Annotated in this window: 6 protein-coding genes; all 6 read right to left on the reverse strand. The window is 52.2% G+C overall.

Annotated elements, in window-relative coordinates:
• Positions 1-28 precede the first annotated feature (28 nt).
• The 6 genes from AAC086_RS04945 to AAC086_RS04970 all read right to left on the reverse strand — a co-directional run bounded on the left by AAC086_RS04945 (position 29) and on the right by AAC086_RS04970 (position 20,594).
• Positions 29-2,221: a hypothetical protein gene (locus tag AAC086_RS04945; RefSeq protein WP_339776009.1), complete on the reverse strand. Its 2,193-nt coding sequence runs from the start codon at positions 2,219-2,221 to the stop codon at positions 29-31.
• Positions 2,218-4,086, reverse strand: a complete 1,869-nt coding sequence (locus AAC086_RS04950; protein ID WP_339776011.1) for an HlyD family efflux transporter periplasmic adaptor subunit — start codon at positions 4,084-4,086, stop codon at positions 2,218-2,220. Before AAC086_RS04950 ends, AAC086_RS04945 begins: the two co-directional genes overlap by 4 nt.
• Before the next feature lie 78 nt (positions 4,087-4,164).
• Entirely contained in the window at positions 4,165-4,461 is a 297-nt protein-coding gene (locus tag AAC086_RS04955) for a DUF3467 domain-containing protein (protein ID WP_085585197.1), read from the reverse strand.
• 56 nt (positions 4,462-4,517) lie between these two features.
• Positions 4,518-16,940: an LEPR-XLL domain-containing protein gene (locus tag AAC086_RS04960; RefSeq protein WP_339776014.1), complete on the reverse strand. Its 12,423-nt coding sequence runs from the start codon at positions 16,938-16,940 to the stop codon at positions 4,518-4,520.
• Positions 16,941-17,555: 615 nt separating this feature from the next.
• Positions 17,556-17,984, reverse strand: a complete 429-nt coding sequence (locus AAC086_RS04965) for a universal stress protein (protein WP_339776015.1) — start codon at positions 17,982-17,984, stop codon at positions 17,556-17,558.
• Positions 17,985-17,996: 12 nt separating this feature from the next.
• Positions 17,997-20,594, reverse strand: coding sequence for a TRAP transporter permease (locus AAC086_RS04970; protein WP_339776017.1), 2,598 nt, complete (start codon positions 20,592-20,594; stop codon positions 17,997-17,999).
• Between the last annotated feature and the right edge of the window lie 117 nt (positions 20,595-20,711).

Consider the following 20,711-nt stretch of genomic DNA (forward strand, 5'->3'; position numbering starts at 1 on the left):
AAGAGTGCAATATGTCTATACGAAAACGTCAAACCTCGAACCTCTTAAGGAAATTACGCCGGACAACACGGTAAACCAGCACGGCAACAGGTTCCCATCCCAGATCAAACCGGACATGAACACGATCGCCGTAATTTTCGGGGGCGGCCCCTTCGCAGCACGAAACAGTTGCCATAAAAACCGGGTTCAACAATTCAGGGCGTGAATTGGCTTCAGGTTTCAGGGCAAAAGGCCCGCCCCCCTCAAGCGAAAGAACCGGACTGGGCAATTGCAGGGTAGCCGTAGGGGACCAGGACTTTATGGTGCCGGGCACGATATCATCGAGATGTCCGGCAAAGCGCAGTTCAACACCGCGTACCCGCTCGCGCACCAGGTCGCCGTCAACAGCAGGGACGGCAACCTTGATCACCGGCGCAATACCGGGTTCAATCAAATATCCGGCTTCGCCGCCACGTGGTAAAAACCGGCCAATCAGGTCACCCTCAATACCGGCTTCGTAAACACCGTCATGCGACGCACGAATGGATAATGCATCGATATCACGGTTCGCTGTCGCCAGGCGTTCCTGCGCATTGGCCATGCGCTGCCGGGTAATGGATGCAGCAACCGGATCGGTCGCATTATCGGCAGCAAGCTGCATGGTCAAGGCTTCGATTTCGACCTCGACCTTGCGGCGTTCGGTGCGCAATTTTTCATTGGCAAGGACGACCAGAAGATCGCCCTTGCGAACATGTGCACCGCTTTGCTGATGAATTTCGGAAATAAACCCGCTGGTGCGGGCGCGCACAGCCGCGTCATCTGGCAGCCAGACAACGCCCTGCGCCACAACACGGTCAGGCACCGGTATAAAGGCCAGTGCACCCAAAACCGCCGCCAGCAGAACGCCACGAAAAATCGACCGGCCCCGCTTGCCTGACAGGCCGGGACTGGTCAGCAAAAATGCCGATCCTTTCACGACAGGCATGCCAAACATGTTAAAAACAGTCCAGCACCCCAACATCGCCCCCACAAAAAAGTACCGCTCGGCCAAATGAATTGCGATGGTGACCAGCACCATCGAGCGATAGGCAAACGAAAATGGCGCATAAAACAAAAACCATCGCCGTTCAGACGGCAACGCATCAAATTCATATTCACGATCCAGGCCAATGATGTATCGCTTGATCAGATAGCTATAATACTTGGTCGATTTAAGTGCGAGATTGGGAATTTCAATCAGGTCGCACAGCAGATAATAACTATCGAATCGCTGTAACGGATTGCCGTTAAACAGCAAGGTCGACACCCCGCTGATCAGCATGACGTTATGGGCAACCGCGCGCACAGTTCCCGGTTCGGCCTCCACCCAGACAAACATCGCAATCGACGCCATTGTCAGCTCAACCAGGATGCCAGCCCCGTCAACAAAGGCGCGATGCCATTTGCTGCGAAACGTGATGCTTGATGATGCATCAACATAGGGAACCGGAACAAACAGCAGAAACATCAGGCCCAGTTCACGCACATTACCGCCATAATGACGAACAACAACCGCGTGACCAAACTCGTGAACCAGTTTCAAAACCGGGTACACCAGCCACACGATCATAAGGTTTTCAGCACTGATAAAGCGGTCAACCCCGCCTTCGGTCAGTTCATCCCAGTGGACGCCCGCCATGGTGATTGCCGAGCCCAGCAAAACAATAAACAAGAAAGCCGTAATCGGGCTAAAGACCCAGCGCATGGCGGGTTCAAGCCAGTCCAGCACGCGGGTCAGATCCGCTAACGGAATACGAACATAAAGCGGGTTTTTAAACGGCGCAATGGCCTTGGCCCGACGGGTTTTGACCATGCGCTGTTCCAGCGCACGCGGGTTGGGTGCCTCGCCGGTGCGGATCAATTCCAGTGATTTAAGCTGATCAACGATCTGGGCAAAATCGGTGTCGTCTCCTTCAATCTCGCCCTTTTTTTCCAGATCGCGACGAATATCGGCCAGCGGCGTGACCCCATCCATGCGACGCAGCAGGGCATGGGCGGCGGTGGTCAGCCGGTGATAACGGTTTGACAGACGATCATGGGCAACATAGGCCGCCACGTTATGATAGACATGACGAAAGAATGAAATATCCGACCGCACCACCGGTTTTAAACCCGACAATGTTTCCCAGCGCGAAGGCTGGGCTGGCGCCATCGGCGATGGCATCATGTCACGCGTGGGGTCCCCCGCCAGCATATCGCTCATGGCGAGACCCGCCACAGCAATAACCGGGCCCAATCCCAAAGAGGGTGGGTGTAAATCCAGAAAATCGAACGTGGTTCGGTTTTAACCTTGGCGACACCGCGCATACCGGGCTGCAAGTCCTGAGCGGACTCAACAAGCAGGGCCTCAACGTTGAAATAGTTCTCGCCGTCGCTGGCCTCGGAAATCGGAGACACCCGTTCAACGGTTATTTCGTTCAAACTGTTGGGCCGCGCATGAAGCAACAACACGCCATTCTGGCCGACCGCGATATGCCGAATGTCTTTTTCGTTCACTTTCAACTTCAGGCGATACTGATTAAGCGGGCTAAGTTCAAAAAGAACATCCCCTTCCTTAACCGGCGAGCCAATTTTCTGAGACAAATCGCCATCAATCACAAACCCGCTAAACGGTGCCTGCAATTCAGTTCGTGCCAGATTGTTTTTTACCAGTTCAAGTTCGGAAATCGCCTGCTGCATCCGCGACCGCAAAATACGGGCTTCGGATAAATCGCGCTCGCCGGTTGCCGCTTCAATTTTGCGCTGGCTTTCAACGATGGAACTTTGCAGTTCAAAGCGATGTAACTGCAATTCGCGGGTTTCCATCCGCCCCAAAACGTCGCCTTTTTGCACAACGTCACCCGCCCGGACCAGTCCTTCGGCGATAAAGCCGTCGAACGGCGCAGGTACAGCGCGCTGCACCAGTCCTTCAATCTCGGTTTCTGCCGTAACACGATAGGGAATATCAATTAGCAGGCTGGCAGCAAAAACCGCCCCCACCAGCAAGCAGATGGCCTTGATGCGTGTATGATGAAGGCCAAAGACCCAGCCCATCGCGCGGTTGGCGCGGCGGTAAAGCCGGTGAAAGCCACTGCGTGAAGCCGCCATTTGCAGCCCGAATGCCGGCGCGATCAGTTCAGAGAGGACGCCGCCAAGGGCCTGAACCCGCAGACATTGATCAAGGTTGCATTCAACCTGAACAACGATGACGCCATCGGCAATGTCGGGCAAAATAACCGGCCACGAACCCACCCACGCCTTTTCTCGCCCTTCGACCAGTTTGGCATGGCTTTCGGTGGCTGTTTGCGAACTGCTGCCCGCCCCCGAAAAATGGACAGGGACCTTTTGATAGACCGCTTCGCGCATGGCATCGACAATCAGATGCACACGATCGCTTTTGGGGGTAACCATTGCGGTATGAGATGACCCCAACACACGCACGTGCCGCCCCTTGACCAAACCAATCGTCACACGGTTGGCAGCAAGGTCGTCGGCCATTACTGTGGCACAGCTTGTTGCCCCTGCTTCGAGATCGGTGCACGACATAAGAGCAGCACTGGCATGCTGGCCATAGCGCAATGCCACGGTTTCGGCGGTATCGCGATATTGCTCCCCCCGCCAGAACCCGGCCAGCCAGGCCGCATTCCATTGCAGAGCACGCATCGCAAGATTCAAACGCTGGGTATCGGCGGTTGGCAATACAACGCCAACCGCACCTTTCAGGTCGTCATCAACGAAAATGACATTGGACACATAGCCGACACCCAAATCGGGGTTGGTTGTGGCGACACCGCTGCGCACGACCAGACTGCGCTGAACAACCTGGGTTAATGTCGCACCGGGTTTGCCATCGACACCACGATAGGCAGCGATCCGAAAATGCCGGTTGGCACCTTCAGCACTGTTGAACGCAACGACGATTTCGACGGGGACCACCCCCAGAACCAGTTCCAGGTTTGCCCGGCACAAATCAATCCAGCCATCAGCCAGGTCCGCGAACGACCGGGCTGACGACAGTTTCCGCCACAGTTCCGGGGATATAAACCCCGAAATATCGCCTGCTGACGGGTTACCGGGTAGATTGGTCAAAATGCCCCCAAACCCCGATATCAAGTCCCCCGCAAGTCATCTCCATTCCCCTCAAAACAGAGTCAGACAGACCTGGCCTTAGCCAAGTTTGCCATATACACGTTCATATTCGGCCAAGGTATGGTCGAGAATTTTCTTCAAACGTTTGGCTGCAAACGGGCTCATGATGATGCGGTCGCTTAATTGCACACGCACGTCATCCTGCGAGCTGCTCCATACCTGGCTGGTCCCGAACAACAGCATCACTTCTTCACGGGTGCTGGCAACGTTGGAAACATTGGCATAAGTGCTGCGCATATTGGCATCATCCCAATTGATCTTGCGCTGATCGGTATCGGTGGTCACACCGGTTTGCGGTTTGGTATTCTCAGCCATTCTTCGTAAATCCTTACATTCATCTTTAAAAACGTATCGAGGCAATCAGGCCAAAGTTATGCGGCCTTGGTTACCAGCGACAGGACCGGTGCCGTATCGGACAGCTCCGGTACAAAAACAGGGCCTTGATCCGTTACGGCATCATTCAGCCACAGACCGGAGTCCGCATCAAACACAAGGCTGGTGCCGCCAGACGGTGCCAATGCGGCAAAATCCGAATAGCGGCCATTTTCATCAAGCCACAAGAAAGCACCATCCTGCGGTTCAGCATCCTGCCCGGTGGTATCGTTTCCGTCTTCACCTTGAGACGGAACATTGGCAGGGGCCGCACCATCAGCACCGGTGGCATCCGGCGCGGCATTACCTGTTGTACCCTGCGATGCAGCAGGGTTGGCGGGCCGCGCCGCGGCCGCCGGCTGGTCATTTGCCCCGGTTGGCGTGCCAAGCTGTGCCCCAAACGAGACGGAAGGCGTTGCAATTCCGCTGCCTGTTCCGGTCCGGGACGATGCCGACCCGGTATTGTCGCCATTTGTCGACAGGATCGTGGCGGCTTCAATGAAGCTGGCGACACTGCCGTCATTTGACTTATGCACAGAACCTACACCGCCCAGAACGGTGTTGCTGCCACCAATAGAACTTGAAACCGTGTTTCCAACCGGAATGCCGGTGGTAACAGGTGTAATCTGTGACACACCGGAACCAAACGAGGACGTATTGCCCGTCGTAAAGGTCTGGGTCGGGATACGGTCATCAATGTTATTGAAATAGGCCGCCTGCGGCTGAAGGATCGGATCCCCCTGGAAGGCCGGGAATTCGGTCTTGGAATTACGGTTTGCTTCAATACGGAATTCACCGTTTTCAATCTGCACCAGGTCAAGGGTCGGGTCCGCAACGATGAAGTTAGGCTGTTCACCGCCAAGAATGAAGTCAACCCCGCTGCCAGAATCCAGCGTATCCATACGACCGGTAAAAGATTCGGTCGAACGGGCCAGTCGCGGCAAGCTGTCATGATATTCCTTGCCAGGCTCGCGCGGCACAAAGCCATAGTAAACTTCGCCTTCATCCCCAATCAGGATGTCATCGTCATCACCACCAAACAGGGTGTCTTCAAAGGCACCGCCGATCAGTTCATCATTGCCCGCATCGCCGTAAAGAATGTCATACCCGTTATTTTTAGCGAGCAGTTCTTTGGTGTGAATTTCAAGGCGGTCGGTAACGTCGCGATAAGTGGCACCGCCCTGGTCGCCAATGATGGCGTCATTCCCGGCATCACCATCAAGATGGTCATCGAACGACCCGCCAATGATAATGTCGTTACCATCATTGCCATAAACCGTGTCGTTGCCACCGACTTCCTGGCTCCGGGTTTCAAGGGTGTAATGTGTGCCCAGATCCCAGTTTTTCTTTTCAGCGATCACAAAGATTTCTGAATCATCAAGCTTAAGATAACCGGCATCGCCCAGAACGACGTCATCACCCGCGCCCGCCGTAATGGTATCACCATCCTGACCGCCAAAGATCACGTCGTTTCCGGCACCGGCATCGATAATGTCGGCCCCGCCGATGCTTTCCTCGACCGTTTCAAACAGAACCAGAGTTCCATCTGATTTACGGGTCAATTCGGCAAGATCGCCCGCAATATAGTCGCTACCGGTACCAGTGGTGATCGTGTCTTTACCCGAACCACCGAACACAACATTGTTCCCGTTTCCGGCATCAATGATATCGTCGGTATTAACACCAATGTCGCCGTGCCGTGCAATCACATCCGGCCCGGCACTTCCCATCGGAACGATAATACCAAGGTCACCCAGAATGGTGTCGACACCGTCATTGCCAAAGATGTGATCCTGGCCAATACCGCCAAGGATCATGTCATCGCCCGCACCGGCGGTAACATAGTCGTTGCCACCAATGGCTTCTTCGACCGTTTCAAAGCTGACCAGGTTGCCGTCAGCATCGCGCTTCAGTTCGGCGAGGTCGCCCGAAATATAGTCAACACCGTTACCTGTTATGATGCTGTCGTTACCCGAGCCACCCAGAACAACATTATTGCCGTTGCCCGCATTGATAATGTCATCGGTATTGGTGCCGATATTGCCATTGCGTGCAATCACATCGGCACCCGCACTGCCAACCGGGATGACAATGCCAAGGTCACCCAAAATGGTGTCGTTGCCATTGCCACTGGAAATGGTATCGTTGCCAATACCGCCAAGGATGAAGTCAACCCCGGCACCGCTACCAGTTGTGATCTGGTCATCCCCGCCGATGGTTTCTTCCACCGTTTCAAAGCTGACCAGTTTGCCATCGGCATCACGTTTCAACGCCGCAAGATCGCCCGACACGTAGTTGGTATTGCCTGCACCGTTGCCTGTACCCGCACCAATCGTGATCTGGTCGTCGCCTGATCCACCAAGAACAACCTTGTCGCCATCCATCGTGGTAATAATATCGTTATTGGTTGTGCCAATATTACCGTTACGGGCAATCACATCCGGCCCGGCACTGCCAACCGGGATCACTATACCAAGGTCACCCAGGATAATATCGGTGCCATAGCCGGAGGTAATCGTATCCTGACCAATACCGCCAAGGATAATGTCGTTACCCGTGCTGCTGCCAGTCGTGATCTGGTCATCCCCGCCGACACTTTCATCAACGGTTTCAAAACTGACCAGTTTGCCATCAGCATCACGTTTCAGCGCCGCAAGGTCACCCGACACGTAGTTGGTATTGCCTGCACCGTTATTTGTACCCGCACCAATCGTGATCTGGTCGTCGCCTGAACCGCCAAGAACAACCTTGTCGCCGTCCATCGTGGTAATGATATCGTTATTGGTTGTACCAATATCGCCGTTGCGGGCAACCACGTCGCTACCAGCACTGCCAACCGAAACGGCACCAAGGTCACCCAGGATAATATCGGTACCATAACCGGACGAAATCGTATCCTGACCAATGCCGCCAAGGATAATGTCGTTACCCGTGCTGCTCCCGGTTGTGATCTGATCATCGCCGCCGACACTTTCATCGACGGTTTCAAAGCTGATCAGCTTGCCATCAGCATCACGTTTCAGCGCCGCAAGGTCACCCGACACGTAGTTGGTATTGCCAGCCCCATTATTGGTGCCTGTACCAATCGTAATTTTGTCGTCGCCCGATCCGCCAAGAACGACCTTGTTGCCTTCACCGGCGGTAATGATGTCGTTGTTGGACGAACCGGTACTGCCATTGCGGGCAATGACATCGGCACCCGCACTGCCAACCGGAATGACAATACCAAGATCACCCAGAATAACATCGATGCCATCGCCACTTGTGATCGTGTCCTGACCGATACCACCAAGGATAACGTCGTTACCGTCGCCGGTTTCGATGACATCATTGCCGCCCGACGCTTCTTCAGCGGTTTCAAAAACCAGAACCGGGTCTGCGGCAAGTTCGCTTAACGGATCTTCAGAGCCTTCAGGCAAGGTAAATTCGCTGCGGGTTACTTCGGCATTATCACCGGCAATATGATTATTGCCTTCGCCCCCATAGATGCTGTCATCGCCGCCGCCGCCCAGCAGAATATCGTTTCCGGCATTGCCATAAATGGTATCGGCATCGCCATTGGCGAAGTTGTGGCCGATAATGTCGGCATCAGTGCCATTTGCTGGCGTAACAATACCAAAATCACCCAGAATAACGTCAAGTCCGTCGTTCCCGGTCAGGGTGTCGGAACCTGTTCCGCCCATGATGACATCATTGCCAAGACCGCCAGTAATAATGTCCTTGCCACCAATGGCTTCGTTGGTGGTTTCGGCCCGGCTGATGCGGGCCACTTTGTCGCGCGTGACAGTTCCAATATCACCCAGCAGAGTGTCATTGCCCTCGCCGCCATCAATGGTGTCATCGCCGCCACCGCCCATGACAATGTCATAGCCACTATCAGCATTGATCAGGTCGGCACCGCTATTGCTGCCGTCACGACCGGTAACCGTGGCACCAAGACCGGTTGAGGGTTCGATAATGCCATAATCGCCAAGAATAATGTCGGAGCCGGTGCCGCCGGTGATGAAATCACCAAGCACAATGACGTTATCGCCGCCATGACTAACAGAAAGGGACTGCGTGCCACCGCCGCCCAGCAGCATGTCGGTGCCCGTGCCGCCGTCAATGATGTCAGATGCTCCCTGCCCTTCATCAACGGTTTCGACAGAAATGACCTCCAGGATCGTATTGGGCTGACTGCGCAGAAGGCTGATATTGTCGCCCCCGATCGTATCGCGCCCCACCTCACCATATAATTTGTCGGAATCAAGACCGCCGATCAGAATATCGTTGCCGCTTCCACCCGAGATGGTGTCTTTGCCGCTGGCCTTGTTATCGCCCTTGACCAAATACTGGCCCTGCGAGCTAGCACCTGCGCCCTGAACCAAACCGGTATCGCCGAGCAGCACGTCATTGTGATTGCCACCGTCAATAACATCATCGCCGACGCCGCCAAAGATAATGTCCTCGTTGTCGCCACCCGAAAGAATGTCGTTGCCGCCGACTGACGGCGCGACGTCGGTATTGGCGTTGATCAGCATACCATTATTGTCAAAGGTGATCGTGCCGGTATCGCCAAACATGATGTCGTTACCATCGCCGCCATTTACCTTGTCAACGCCAGCCCCCCCGAACATATAATCGTCGCCGTCATCACCATCGAGGGTATCATCGCCCCCGGCGGCGGCTGAGGCAACCAGCGTCAGACTGGTCGCGGTCGAGGATGTTTCATCACCGAACATGCGGTCAGAACCGGCACCACCACTGAGATAATCGTTACCAAGGCCGCCGACAATCAGATCAAGACCGTGCTCGCCATACAGGCTATCATCGCCATCTTCACCGAAGATGTCATCGTTGCCAGAACCACCATAAATGGTGTCCTTTCCGGTGCCGCCATGAATGGTATCGTTTCCGCTTCCGGCTTCGACATAGTCATCACCGGCACCGGCATCAATATAATCATCGCCGGTATCACCATAAATGCGATCATTGCCAGACCCGCCATAAACGGTGTCATCGCCCTTGCCTGCGCGAATAACAGCATTCCCCGAACTCATGGTGCCGCCACTAATTCCAGCACCATCAAGACGGATGATGTCATTGCCAGCACCACCATCAATCACCATGCTGGAAGTTATACCGCTCAGGATAATCTGGTCATCGCCAGCACCGCCAAATGCGACAACGGATTTAACGTGGTTGAAAGTCTGTACAACATTGTCAAACAGCGACGAACGCACCTCGATGGTTTCATCACCGGCAGTTCCACCCACATGCTTGATATAGAATGTTTCGTCGCCATCCTCGGTATTTTGAACCAGACGATCCCCGGCATGCGTCCCCATATTGATGGTCAGTGTGCCGCTATTGAGATTGGCAAGAACCGGTTCACTTGGCGGGTTTATGTCCCAAGTAAAGATGGTTGCCTTGAAAATGGTTTTGTCAATTTCAAAGAGCGTTGATGACCCGAACAGGTAGTGAAGCGTCACATCGCCAATCACGGCAACGCGAATATAAAGTTCGCCGTGAATATCAAACAGGTATTCAGGAGAAACATTCATCAAGCCGAGGAACTCGGATGCACGCAGTTTGCCATCACCATTCGGATCGTTGATGTCAAAATTGATTTGCGTACCAAGGGCCAGCTTCAAGCCACCTGAAGCAGAGACAATGCCTGCGTTGATCTTGACACTGGCAGTACCAAATATTTCGCCAACCATTACAACTTCCGGTATGTCCTTGCTGCCTTGATGCAGGTCAGAAATATAGAAGCCGTCAAACAGGGAGATCGGATCACCGCTTTCGACAAATTCAACCAGACCATGCAAGTCATAGCCGCCTGCAAGATCAAAGGTTACTTTTAGTGACGCGCCAATTCCAACTTCAAGCATCAAATATGGCGAGTAAAGCGGATATTCTTTGCTTTTGCTCCAGTCAAAATCAAGGTCAAACTTGGGCAGGTCAAAATGAAACAGCTCTACATTGTCTGTCTGGCCGGTCAAAAACTTAATTGGCAGTTTGGTATCTGACAGAATGGGAAGTGAAAATACGTTGACCCATGTTTCCTTCGTCAGGTCATCAAGCAGCCCCCCAGAAACGCCCATTTCTTTTTTGACGTTGTCTATGTTGCCAAAGGCGTAATGACTGTAGTCAATTTCAGCAAGAAGATCGATGCTGCCAACACCGTTCGGATTTTTCAGAACGGTGTCACCATCGTAGCTAAATGAGCCATATTCTCCCAGAATACCGCCTTCAGTCGCTGCCTTCTTGAACGCATTCACCTGATCAACGAGATCGATAAGGTTATCAAGTGTCTGGATGAATGAGAAAACACCTCCGTTTGTCGCACCGACACTGCGCGCCATGTCCAATATCGACATGCTGCCAAGAACCTGCGATATGCCAGGTATCGGCGAAGTCAGGAATTCTATCAGCGGACGGATCGGGTCGAGCATCTTGTCGATGGTTTCAAAAATCGGCAGCAAGATGTCGGTGATAACCCCCGACAAATCCATCTTCACATCGCGATATTCCAGCGTGCCATAATCTGCAATGGCAGCCGTTCCATCGCCAAATTTCTGATTGAAATCGAAATCGACAAACAGCTCGTGGGAAAGTTCGGGCAGGCCTACCCCCGACCCTGAGTCGGGAGAGAAACTGTGAACGTTAAAGTCAAGCTGTCCTTCTGCATCCAGTGTGGATTCAAACAAATGGTCAACCGTACGGACTTCTGAAAATGTCAGGCGTCCATCATGCCCACGATCATTTTCAACAATGTCGTTAGCATTTACACTGCCCTGGTCCGGGTTAATATCAAAAGTAACCGTACCAGAAAATGCGGATGCCTTATCGGTGATCTCGGAATTAAGAATGCCTTGCTGGCCCAGGGCATTAAGGCCGTTAAAATCAAGGTTGAAGGACAGAACCAGTTCGTTTATCGCACCGGTTTCGACAAAGAACCCCTGAGAGGCATTAACGCCAAAGTCAAAATCGAAATCCATGCCAAGCTCGAGATTGACCTTACCACTCGACACATCAAGGCCCAGTCCGGCAATCCCCAGATCCTGGGCCAGATTGATGTCCTGATCAAAGAAGTCCCAGTGAATATCGGCCGAGAAACGAACTTCATCAATATCGGCATCATAAGAGGCAATGACATCGACATCCTTGTTATGATCTGCCCCATCAACAGCACCAAGCTGTTTGAACATGGCTTCGAGAGCGGTTTCAACAACAGTCAGTGTCGGCACGACCAGGCCTGGATTATCATCCTGAAAATCCTGAATGGCTTCGGTGATGGAATCAATCAGGCCATCGTGTAGATCTTCGAAATATTGCGCTGCAACCCCCAGCGCATCGCCGATAAAGGGCAGATCAAGCTCCAGCAGTCGGCTTTCGATCTGACCTTCAAGCTGGCTCAGGAAATAATCCAGACCATTGAGCAACAAACCCGGATTATTCTGAATGCTGCCGGCATCAAGACTGTCCGCCAGATCGGCACTGGTCACTTTAACCACCTTGCCGTCACCAAAATAATCGCTGATTTCAACGCCGACACCCGGATTAAATTCAGCACCACCAATCGTCAGCGGCAAGTCGACCTTAACGGCAACATCGGAAATGACATTGGCAATATTGGCAATGTCATTGCTGTCAAGTTCGCTGAAATACAAACGGTCATCATTGGCCGAACCATTATATTCGTCATTCAGCGACAACTGGAAATGGGCGGGGCCAGAAACAGCAAATCCGTCCTCGCCTGCTGCGGCGCTGCCAGAAAGTCCGCCAAGCGCCACAGAACCGCCGCTCACTTTACCGGTCGAGGTTCCAAAATTGGTACTAAAATTCATGTTTTCAGCCGAAACTGAAATATCAAGGCTAACGCCGGTTTTCGACGTATCAAGGAAGAAGCGTTCGTTGGTGCTATCGGCATAAAGACGCGCACCGGTCAGAACCCGCTGATTGTCGACAACTGTGGACTGCGACCCGGCAATACCCAGGTCTTCTGCAGCGGTTGAGCCATTGATGGATTTGATAATCAGGCCCGGTTCGGCACTGCTTGCCGCGACATCCGACATTTGCAACGTTGCAGAACCACCGAGCAAATCAGTATCGGCACTAAACGAAATGTTGTTCGAACCATCAATCGACACTGAAACCAGCTTGCCCAGCGATGCATAAACCGGAACCGATGCATCAAGCCCCGACATATCACCGGTTTTGACAAAGGTTTTGGCAAGGGCATCCTGCAACGCCTTTTCAAAGGCGTCGTTTGTGGTGCGATTCTGGTCGGCATCAAGATGCACAGTAACAGAACTGGTGCCATTGACAGAGACGGCAAATTCATAGGCACCCGTGGCATCAAAGTCGCTGCCCAATGCCCCTGAAACGACTGCGCCAACATCACCGCTATCCACACCAAGCCCCCCCAGACCGGAAGGAATGGTGGCGGCATCGGCCGTGGTCAGGTCGGTAAAGACCAGTCTGCCATTGTCGTCAATTTCGATGGTCAGGTCGCTATCGGAAACGCCTGCGTTACTGGCGGCCTGCTTGATACCATCCAGAATATCGGAAACCGTCGCACCGGTTTTAACCAGAGCATCAAGGTCGACTTCAAACTTCTCGCCATTTGCCAAAGTAACAGAAAGGTCGGTCTTGCTTGACGCATTGGTGCCAATGCCCTGGCCGCCATTGATGTTACCAATTGCAGTACTGCCCGTTGCAGGTGCGCTGTTTTCAGGTTGGGTCAGACGGAAACCAAGGGTGAGGCCAACAGTCGCTGCTGCCGTAACATCGACAAGGCCGGTTCCGTTAACATCAACAATATCGGAAAGTCCGCCAAGCAGATCTTTAACCGCATCATCCCCGGCCTGATTGGCAAGATCGCCAATGGCAAGGTTAAGAGATTCCGATTTGCTGACACTGGCAGGGCTATAGTTGATGTCGATCATCAATGCGCTGCCGTCATCAGTCAGATGAACGTCAATACCATTGCTATTGGCGTCCATGCCAAATGCGGTTTTAAGGGCTGCCTCAAGGTCGCCAAGGCCGCTGGACGGGTTGTTCTTGAACGCCAGCAGATGGGCCTCAATATCGCTGGCGAAATCAAGCAGGTCGTTCGCACTCATGCCCAACAATGGCAGGTCAGCGGCCAAAACAGACCCGGCATACTGACCCTTGATATATTCAAGCGCGGTTTGCAAGCCCGCGACAATATTATCAATATTAAGGTCTGCCAGGGCCGAAACACTGTCATCGGCAAGGCCACCAAGGTTGACGCCGGGTGTCAGGTTTTGCAGATCACCAATCGTATCAAGCGCGCTAAGCGTGATGGTTATGTCCCCAACATTAACGTCCTTAAGAACGTCACCCGAAATGGCGACATTGGTCAAGGTCAACAGACCATAAGCAGCATCGCCATTGCCCGAACTATAGCTGTAATCTGCAATATCGGAAATTTCAGCATTCTCGACATTATAACGGGTTGCTAAAATGTCATGCGCCGTCATGGCGTGCGTTTCTGAGGTTTCCGGGTCGGTATAGCTATTGTCAAGCGAGACCGCTGTATTTAGGGAGACTTTACCACTGCCATCAGCGGTAAAGTCGATCAAACCGACGCGCCCGGTGGCATCAAGGTTGGAAATAGTCAGCTCCACGTTAACGGCAGCGTGAAGGTCCTGAATGATCAGGTGTTTTGAATAACCATCACCATGCAGAGCCGCACTGGAGATGCGCGAAACAGTTTCTGCCGAATTGGCCTGATTGCTGCCCTCAATCCCCAGATTAAGCCCGACCAGTGATTCATTGATCGAGGTGACAGAGAGATCAACCGCATCCATCCGCAAGGTTGAATTTAGCAAATTGCGTTCACTGATTTTTTTGGTCTCGGCATCAAGAACATTGGTCATGGAGGTGGCGACCTCCATGGTGGTTTTGCCGTCGGTCTCTCCGACAGAAACCTGAACAACGTCGCCATAATGACGCTGAACCACATTACCGTCGCCGTCTTTTGAACCTAACTGATCTTTCGGTACTTCAATCTGATCAAGGGCATTATTAACGGCTTCGGCGAAGGCTTCTGCTGTTGTCCGGTTTGCATCAGCCGCAATATTCACAACAACGGGTGCAAACTTGCCTAATGTCAGAATAAAGCTGGTTGCGGCGGTAAAATCCGCAGCATCGGCAATAACACCCGACAAAACCGCCGACGGTGTCGATGAGGTTGTATCGCTATAGGCATTATTGCCAAGGTTAAGCCCGAGACTACCCGCGTTATCGCTGGTATCAGCCGAGCTGTCCTGGATTGTAATCCGGAAAGTGTCGGTATCAAGCGACACATGAAGGTCAGTGTCAAGCGCATCAAGATGCGTTACGAGGTCAGCCAACGTCCAGGTTGCGTCAACATCAAGAGTATATTGAGCACCATCGCGCATGGTAATCTGAAGGTCAGCAAGACCGTCAGCGGCGGTAACAATGCCGTTTCCATCAAACAGTTCGGAAAGTTTTGGTGTTGAATCGGTCCAGTCGACATCATACCCCAAGGCATGCATGTCAAACAGCAACGTCGCAGAAACACCCAAAATCGAATGGACCGACATATCAGCCGTGCCGGTCAGGCTATCAAGATCGCCAAGAGCGGTTCCGGCATTAAAATTGATATCGCCCTTGTAGGTTTGCGTATCACCATAAGAAATGTCCATCGCAATGGAACCGTCGATGAAACGCAGATTAAGCGCATCAATCATATCAGCAGCGGAGCCGCTAAAGCCCAAAAGTGCTCCGGTTTGTTCGGCAAATTCAACAATATCTTTAAATGACGTTTTGCCTGCAAGGCTGCCGACGGCCAAAGAAGCCGCCGTATCCGTCCCGGTTTTGCTGGCCGTAAACACAAGTTTGCCATCACGCTGCGATACCGACACACGGTCCTTTACCGATGACGTGGCAAGGGCAGCACTAACCGCTGTTACAAGATCAGTGATGTTCGCAATGGCATGTTCATCACCGCTAACATCGGTATCGGGGTCAACTTTGTCTGCGGTTATGTTAACTTCTTCGCCGTCCAGTGTCAGAACAAATGTCAGGCCTTTGGTCGGGAAATCCGAGAAATCAATAACATCACTGACAAGCTCAACCGATGAATTGCCATCATTCGCGGTTGCACTCTGATCTTCGCTAAAACCGATCACACCAACTTCGGAACCAAGCTGATCGATAATGTGCTGCATCTGCGCAGAAAGATCGATGGCTTCACCAATGGTCAGCCCGTCGGTGAATGGCAGGCTAACGTCAAGCATATCGCTTTGATCAATACTGTCTACAGCACTGACAAAGTTGTTCATAATCGACAGGAAGTCCTGGGCGTCAAAGTTCGACAAAAGCTCGAGCTCTGCCCCCATCGAAACATTGGCTTCTTCATTCAACCCAACGACATGACCGGTAACCGTAATGTCAGGATGATCACCAACGTCCAGCCCGGTGATCCCGGCTGCCGGACCTTCAAGGGTTAGCGGCAGGCTGGCAAGAACGGTATTACTATCGCCATTATTCTGTGCGCTGACAGTCACGACGTTCGACAAATTCGAAATGGACGACAATTCCGAAGTCGAAAGATCATCGAGCTTTCCGTTGTCGGCAACGTTCAACGTAACGGAATAATTAATCCCGCCCTGGGTCGAGTCATTGGCAACACCACCAACCGTGAAAGGCATAATGCCAAGGGTCAGCTTGTGACCCGTCAGATCCTGATCAACACTGCTTTGCAGGCTAAGGCTATCCAGGCTGAACGTGATCGCAGAAGATTCATCAACCGACTTATCAATCTTGATGGTAAAATTGATATCAAAAGTCAGCTTCATCTTGCCATCGGTATCAAGCGAAACGTTATAGTCATGATTGGGGTCATCGACGCCGATGGTGAAATCGCGGTCAATCTCCTGCGACATCGCTACGGTGTATACTTCCTTACCATCGACAGTCGTATGCTCGATACTCAGCGAGCTGTTATCCGCCGAATAATACCCAGAATCCTTAAAGAAGGTCTGCCAGTCGGTTTCCAGATTGGAAAGCGCATCGCTATCAAGGTCACTTGTGATTGCACTTAACGGATTAATAATATTCTGCTTGAAAATGTCGCTGAGGTCGGCAAGCGCACCGGCCCCCGAATTTTCATCTGTCCCCAGTACCATTGGCAGCGGGTCGGCAAACAGGTCGTGACCTTCAAGGCCATCAAGCAGATTTTCAACCTGGGTTAAGGCGTCGCTGATGTCATCGGCGTATTTTGCTTCAAGCGGGTCAGCTGATAACAGAATACGGGGTTCAATCGGTTCAACATGCAGACGCCGCGTAGTGAGAACAGGTGACGCCAGCAAGGCAGCATGGCTCACTTTTACATCGCGATCATGCTGGCGCTTGTTCGAAACCCAATTCCGGATGTTCCGCATCGACTGAAGCCTTTTCCCAAATCACACTCAACCCCCTCGCCCACCCCCTGCAGACGAAGCTATACCGTAGAGGTATGTCTTGTTAATTCTACAACAAAGCATTTGCAAACTGGACTCCGCAAATCTGACAAATACTGACAGATTTTTCGATGTAATTCACGGCACTACAAATCCCGGAAAATCTGGTGGGCCATAATTAACATATTGAAAAATAACATTTATCCCATGTTCTATTTCAAATTTTGTTAAAATGAAAAAACATGTTATTGCGTCGCAGAAATCTCGGAAATTTCATGCCATTAAGTATTAAAAACCTACCCTGAAAACCTATACCTAAGTTATTATTTGCTCGGGCCATCTACCATCAAGATTGATAAAATGACCAATCTTGATGCTGTTTGACCCGCCTTGCCCGCACCGATGCCTCATACAAATCAACCCATTGCGTTCCATTGAATATTTTGACTAATCACCCTGACCATTATGCGTGATTGTCAAAAACTGTCGGAGAAATCCGACAGAAACGCGATCACCGACCAGGCTATCGCCACCACAAAAAATGGGGCACCCTGCGGCACCCCATTGGAAAAAATTCTACAAATGTTGTTTTAGCGATCAGTCACGCACCACCAGCACCGAACAGGTGGCATGGCGAACGACACGCGCCGCGTTTGGCCCCAAAAGATAATCTTTCAGTTCCGGGCGGTGCGCCCCCATAACGATCAGGTCGCAATTGGTTTTTTTGGCAATTTGCAAAATCACCTCATAAACCGTGCCCTGGCCGACAATGTGCTGAACCTTGACGTCTGTCGGCACATTGGCAGCAACAAACGCGTGCAGGCGTTCATTATAGGCTGCCAGCACTTTCTTTTCGTACCCTTTGGGAAAGAACTGCCCCACCATCGACATGCCAACCGTGGGCACAACGGTCAGGATATGCAACCGCGCCCCGTCGTTTTTGGCTTCACGGATCGCAGCGGGAAGTGCCTTCTTCCATGAAGAATCATGGTCAAGGTCAATGGTAACAAGGATATCCTTATACATCTTGATCCCTCCTCAGGCGGTGCTTTTTGCGAAATTGCGGTGACGACGGCGCTGGATGAAAATGATCAACCCCAGCAACAAGAATGCCGGCAGGAAGAAGATTTCCTTCGCAATGCGTTCCGCCTGCAGTTTGATCGCTGTAATTTCAAAATCGAAATCAAGGCCAACCTTTTCGGCCGCGCCCCCAAAAACCACGTCATCAATAAAGATGCGTCCGTCTTCGTTCCGCACCGCAATACCGGCATTATACAGGCGATCTTCACCCGAAGCTTTGGGCCCCAAAGGCAACATCACCGACTTTTTCACTTCGTCGCCTTCAAGGCTGGTGCCTTCGACATCGATGCGCAAATTGGCATTGGCCGGAAGTGTGGCAACTTTTTCGACGATCTCGACCGGGTTCACATTGTTAAAGGGCGGCTCAATCATATCAAGCCAGAAACCGGGGCGAAACAGAGTGAACGCGACGAGCAGCAAAGCGGCACTTTCCCACAGGCGTGATCGGGTAAAGAAATACCCCATCGTTGCTGCGGCAAAAACCAGCATTGCTATGATGGCGACCAAAATCACCCATATGGCCTCGAACACATGATCAATACCGATCATCAAAAGCTGGGTATTGAACAGGAACAGGAACGGCAAAACGGCCGTCCGCATGCTGTAGAAAAAGGCAACAAACCCGGTTTTCATCGGATCTGCGCCCGATATGGCCGCAGCAGCAAACGATGCCAGCCCCACCGGAGGTGTCACATCGGCCATGATGCCGAAATAGAACACAAACAAATGCACCGCAATCAACGGTACAATCAGACCATTTTGCGCGCCCAGTTCAACAATCACCGGTGCCATCAGGCTTGATACGACAATATAGTTTGCCGTGGTGGGCAGGCCCATGCCCAAAATCAGGCTGATAAAGGCGGTCATGATCAAAATCAGCATCAGGTTCCCGCCCGATACGATTTCAACAAATTCAACCATCACCTGACCAATGCCGGTCAGCGATACGGTACCAACGATAATACCGGCCGCAGCCGTCGCCACACCAATGCCAATCATGTTCCGCGCCCCGGTGGCAAAACCGTCTATCACATCGGCAAGGCCATTGCGCAATTGCGCCATATAGTCAGGCTGATTGCGAAAGAATGCCTTCATCGGTTTTTGCGTCAGCATGATAAAAATCATCAGGCAAGTCGCCCAGAAGGCCGACAAACCCGGTGATTTCAGTTCGATCATCAAAAACCAGACCAAAACCACAACCGGCAGCAAATAGTGCAAACCAGCCTTTACTGTTTCACCCAGGGCAGGCAATTCCAGCACGGGCTCGTTGGGATCATCCATTTCAAGATCGGGATATTTCGAGGCATAATAAAGCCCGGCGAAATAGACCAGCGCACATTCAACGGCAACAACCCAGCCCACACCGGCACCAAAAATCTTTTGTTGCCATTCAAGCGCGTAATAAACCACACCCGACAAAATCACCAGCGAGCAAATAAAGATCAGCGACCGCAGCAGGCTTTGTTTAAGGTTCGGTGCGTGACGACGCGGCAAGCCCTTCATGTTTGCCTTCAGGGCTTCAAGATGGACAATATAAATCAGGGCGATATAGGAAATGGTGGCAGGCAGAAAGGCATGCTTGATGACCTCGGGATAGGGAATACCAACATATTCCACCATCAAAAAGGCCGCAGCCCCCATTACCGGTGGCATGATCTGCCCGTTTACCGAAGACGCAACTTCAACCGCACCGGCCTTTTCCCCCGAAAAACCAACCCGTTTCATCAGCGGAATGGTGAAAGTCCCGGTGGTGACAACATTGGCAATCGACGACCCTGAAATAAGCCCGGTCATGGCGGATGACAAAACAGCAGCCTTTGCCGGGCCGCCGCGCATATGACCAAGGGCCGCAAAGGCAACCTTGATGAAATAGTTACCCGCCCCCGCCTTATCAAGCAACGACCCGAACAGTACAAACAGGAAGACAAAACTGGTCGACACACCAAGGGCGATGCCAAAGACACCTTCGGTCGTCAGCCATTGATGCGACATGGCCTTGGAAAAACTGGCCCCGCGCCATTGCAAAACATCGGGCACCCAGGCGGCATTACCAAAAAAGACGTAAACCAGAAAAATCAGCGCCACACACATCAAAGGCGGGCCAAGGGCACGACGGGTTGCCTCAAGCAACATCACCATACCAATACCGGCAACAACCAGATCGGTGGTGGTTGGCAAGCCCGGTCGACCGGAAAGCTGAACATAGGCGATATAAATATAGGCCGCACAAAAGGCCCCGACCAGCGCCTGTACCCAGTCGGCTATCGGGATATAGGAACGCGGTGATGATTTAAACGCCGGATAGGCAACAAAAGCCAGAAACACGGCAAACGCCAAATGAATGGAGCGTGCCTCGGTCGAATTAAAAACACCAATATGAACGATATAGGGCAAGGGCGATGCCAGCCACAGCTGGAACAACGACCATATCACAGCCACATACAGCAAAATTTTGGCTGTAAAGCCGGTCGGTTGACGTGCGCCGGTATCGGTTTCGGCAATCAGGTCCTGGAGGTCCTGATCCTTTCCGTCATTGACGTTTGGTTGGTTCGTCATGTTTTTTCCCCGGTCAAAACGGCTTGGCCGTTCCAATTTCACCCAGAAACTGCTTGATCCCCGCCAGTAAAGGCAAGGGACCATAAGCGGACATATTTTTGGTTTCTTTGAATTTTA

It is taken from the genome of uncultured Thalassospira sp. (assembly GCF_963976115.1).
Taxonomy (GTDB): Bacteria; Pseudomonadota; Alphaproteobacteria; order Rhodospirillales; family Thalassospiraceae; genus Thalassospira.